Genomic DNA, 4070 nt, shown 5'->3' with positions numbered 1-4070 from the left:
ACTCGTTATTGGGTAAATTATAAATCGATTCAGGCTCGAAAATTTTAAAGAATAGTTCCTGGCCCAGATTACACATATGGTTTTCTTCATTCACAAATTCTTCGATAGTCATAAAATCTCTCCTAAATTCAATTAAGCAACATTATTTCGACTTGTTTCGATAACAGACTGAATCCAGCTATCAATCTCACTTTCAACGAAAGCTATTGCACGACTTCCAATTTTGACAGGAGCAGGAAACTTGCCATCGTTGATCAGACGATAGATCCAGGCTTTTCCGTAGCCAGTTCGTTCGAGAACTTCTGGTAAGCGTATGAGGCGGGTTGCTTGATTTTTCATTTCGTTATCCCTTGTCGTTGCGGTGAAGTCACTATACGAGCAGTTGGGAAAAGAAAGGAGCGAAGCTCCTGAAGCGGAGGTTCTTCGCTGCTGTGCAGGATGGTTTTCTCGAAGTTGGTGCAGTACAGAACAAGGGAACTTGAGAGTAGCTGAAATTCCCCTGTTTTATAGCAAGTGTAAAAATGGCCGGTTTAAAGTAAAAATCGCAAAAAAAAAGCACCATTTACAGTAGTGCTTTTAGTTTATTTTTATAATAAAAAACAGACAGTTATCAATTAAATCTTAATCCGATAGTTTCATTACATCAGAGACTTTCATTTGCTTTAAATGGCTGTTTTTGTTCATGAAGTAATGGAATTGTCGGATAAAGTCAGTTGTGCAGGATTTAAGAGCCAAAGGCCTGTCGGTATCTTTGATTTGGCTGGACTGTCTCATTTCGCTTTCTTCGTCATCGTCTGTATATAGTAGTCTGGATAACCTGTCGTCAGAGACACGGATTTTTTTAACGGCTGCCCACACCAGGATATCAAGCATAGGTATTACACGATAACTGATGAGTTTCTTGATAGTTCCGTATCCAAAACGAACAGATTCCAATGGGTTTTCATCAATACCCTTAACTTTACGCCACTGCGGTAATGCAGCTTTAAGCGACTCTGCAATCTCTTCGTCTGTGCCACTTGCCAGATCAATCTCGAACATGACCGTTCGTGTAAACTGATCTGGCATAATGTCTGAAAGTGATTCTTCTCGAAGCTCTGCGTTTATAGAATAATTGTCACCTTCATGCCAAAGAAAACCTCCACGTTGCATTGCAATAATGCTCGTTTCAGCAAGGCGATCAAGAGTTGTGAGAAAGAAATGGGGAGGTTGAAAAAGTTTGTTGGCAGGAGTCATGTATCCCAGTTGTCCTTTTTCAATTAAAAAAGGATTGCCACTAAAAATTTTTGAGAAGTAACCCGCAAGTGCTCTGCTCTCAAACTCTTCCCGATACTCCTTAAAGAACAATTTACGGGCCCATATCTCATGGTAGAACTGAATCAATGAGAGGTCTTCAAATTTGCGATATGTATCAATCTTAAACCAGCTCTTGATGACTTTTGTATGCTCTGGTGACCAATTGTTCAAAATCCATTCTCCACCTATGCTGGTACTGCGGATAGAATCGTGCTATTGAGAAAAGTTACCGTATTCGTCAACCTATGAAAAGCATAACGGACCTTATCTATGAGTTCAGTTACCAATAGGGAGTTGAACTGAGAAATTTGTTGTCTTTTTATACAATTTGCAAATCGGCTATTCGTGAGAACTCATACCGTTAAAATTTATGGTTCCTTTTTAGGACCACATATAAAATTAAAATTTAAAATAAACCTAAAAATCAATGTCATGAATAGTTATTTACAGGGACGCCAGCCCAAAATTCTCCCTCAACGATTACCAGAGTCGTCCGAGGAAGTCCTGAAAGCCCGCACAGCGTAAGCCTTGCGGGCTTTTTTGTATCTGTTATTTGTCCGTAACCATCCGAGAAGATCCGCCTGAATCCAGTGATAATTGGTATACGTTTAGGTATACGGTAAGATGTAGGCCTAAAAACGTATACCAATTCACGAAGGAGCGGCCATATGGCACGGACAACGCGCCCCCTGACCAACACCGAAGTTCTGCGCGCTAAAGCTTTAGAGAAGGATCTAACTCTACATGATGGTGATGGGCTTTTCCTGATAGTGAAAACCAGCGGGAAAAAGCTCTGGCGTTTCCGTTATCAACGTCCGGCAACAAAGCAACGAACAATGATGGGACTCGGCTCCTTCCCCGCCCTTTCGCTTGCTGATGCCCGAGGGTTAAGAGCGGATTATCTTTCCTTATTAGCTAATGGCGTCGACCCCCAAGTTCAGGCCGAAGTTGTTGAAGAACAGCAACAGATAGCCCTAGACAGTATTTTTTCGACTGTTGCGGCAAACTGGTTCCAGCTCAAAAGCAAAAGCGTTACCCCTGATTACGCAAAAGACATTTGGCGCTCACTGGAGAAAGATGTATTCCCTGCCATCGGTGAGATCCCCGTTCAGCAAATCAAAGCCCGTACATTGGTTGAAGCGATTGAGCCAATCAAAGCTCGTGGGGCGCTTGAGACTGTACGTCGACTGGTGCAGCGCATTAACGAGATAATGATTTATGCCGTAAACACTGGTCTGATTGATGCCAATCCAGCATCAGGTGTTGGGATGGCCTTTGAGAAGCCCAAAAAACAAAACATGCCGACGCTGCGGCCAGAGGAATTGCCAAAGCTAATGCGTTCTCTAGTCATGTCAAATCTGTCTGTTGCGACTCGCTGTCTTATTGAGTGGCAGCTCTTGACCCTTGTGCGCCCTTCTGAGGCTTCCGGTGCTCAGTGGGCAGAGATCGATCTCGATGCGAAGCTCTGGACTATTCCAGCCGAACGGATGAAAGCTAAGCGGGAACACATCGTTCCTTTATCACCACAGGCATTAGAGATTCTGGATGTGATGAAGCCCATCAGCGCTCATAGGGAACATGTTTTCCCGAGTAGGAATGATCCAAAACAACCCATGAACAGCCAAACTGCTAATGCTGCTTTAAAACGTATTGGTTATGGTGGGAAATTAGTTGCTCATGGATTACGGGCAATCGCAAGTACAGCGTTGAATGAACATGGATTTAATTCCGATGTAATTGAATCTGCACTTGCACATAGCGACAAAAATGAGGTCAGGAGAGCTTATAATAGAGCTATTTATATTGAAAAAAGAATAGAGCTAATGAATTGGTGGGGATTACAGATTAAAATGGCGGTTAATTAACCGCCAAAGAAAAATCAGAATAAAATATCTTTCAACTCATCAAAACTGGATATTGTATAAGTTGGCTTTTGTTTTCCTAACTCTACTTTCAAACGAGTTTCTCTAGCAACATCTTCCTCAGTCCAATGAGTTATAGAAACTAAGACATCCCAATACTTTTGAGAATGTTGTTTTCCGTATTCAGCCCATACGGAGTCGATTCCAGCAAGATTCGCCATTGCAATATCTTTTACAATCGAGTCGCCTATATAAACTGCATCTTCTTTTTCCACCCCCTCACTTGAGCAAATATCAATCAATAACTCAGGATTAGGTTTCTTTTGCTTCTCATTTAAAAGAATAAGAAAATCACCATACGAAGACAACCACTGCTTTGTTTTATCATTTAAATCATCATGATATCTATCATGAGGGGTATATAAGTGTTTGAAATACTTTAGGAGACCTAATTTCTCCAATCGAAATAATGCATTTCTTACTGGCGCCTCTGTATGCCCAACGATAACAATACCTGAGGAAGAAATTTCTTGCAATGTACTCAATACATTCGAATAACAAGTTAATGTTTTATTTCTTGTAGAATTGAATGCATGAAAGGCGCTATCAACCTTCTTACTTAAAAAAACCTTATCATTTGATTTGAACTTACTAATAACTGATGGTAACTCTAGCGCACCAAAGGGGTATTCCGAATTCCCATGAAATTTATGAACCTGTTTAAACTCCTTAATTAATATTTCCTTGTCAACACCAAGTATTATTGACAATTCATTTAGCAAACTAGTAAATGATTGAGCGTAAAATGAAACCCAATCATACAAAGTATTGTCTAAATCTGTAATCAGTAATTTTTTCATAATCAATCCAAAATAATTTCTTTATCAAAAGTTATTTCCGACTAAGAAACAT

Annotated in this window: 4 protein-coding genes; 1 reads left to right on the top strand and 3 read right to left on the bottom strand. The window is 40.4% G+C overall.

Going from position 1 to position 4070, the window contains the following annotated elements; all coding sequences use genetic code 11:
- Positions 1-132: 132 nt before the first annotated feature.
- Entirely contained in the window at positions 133-339 is a 207-nt protein-coding gene (locus NNN64_RS22500; protein WP_000795662.1) for a helix-turn-helix transcriptional regulator, read from the bottom strand.
- Between the two features lie 282 nt (positions 340-621).
- The gene (locus NNN64_RS22495; protein ID WP_271442838.1) at positions 622-1467 is read right to left on the bottom strand and encodes a DUF6387 family protein; all 846 of its coding nucleotides are present in this window, start codon (positions 1465-1467) and stop codon (positions 622-624) included.
- Between the two features lie 497 nt (positions 1468-1964).
- On the opposite strand from NNN64_RS22495, the gene NNN64_RS22490 reads away from it, so the two are divergent.
- The gene (locus NNN64_RS22490) at positions 1965-3161 is read left to right on the top strand and encodes an integrase domain-containing protein (protein WP_087052136.1); all 1197 of its coding nucleotides are present in this window, start codon (positions 1965-1967) and stop codon (positions 3159-3161) included.
- 14 nt (positions 3162-3175) lie between these two features.
- On the opposite strand, the gene NNN64_RS22485 is transcribed toward NNN64_RS22490, so the two are convergent.
- Positions 3176-4018, bottom strand: coding sequence for an HAD family hydrolase (locus tag NNN64_RS22485; protein ID WP_087052137.1), 843 nt, complete (start codon positions 4016-4018; stop codon positions 3176-3178).
- Positions 4019-4070 lie beyond the last annotated feature (52 nt).

The organism is Citrobacter sp. Igbk 14, from assembly GCF_028069825.1.
Taxonomy (GTDB): Bacteria; Pseudomonadota; Gammaproteobacteria; order Enterobacterales; family Enterobacteriaceae; genus Citrobacter.
This window is presented reverse-complemented; position numbering and strand designations above follow the sequence as displayed.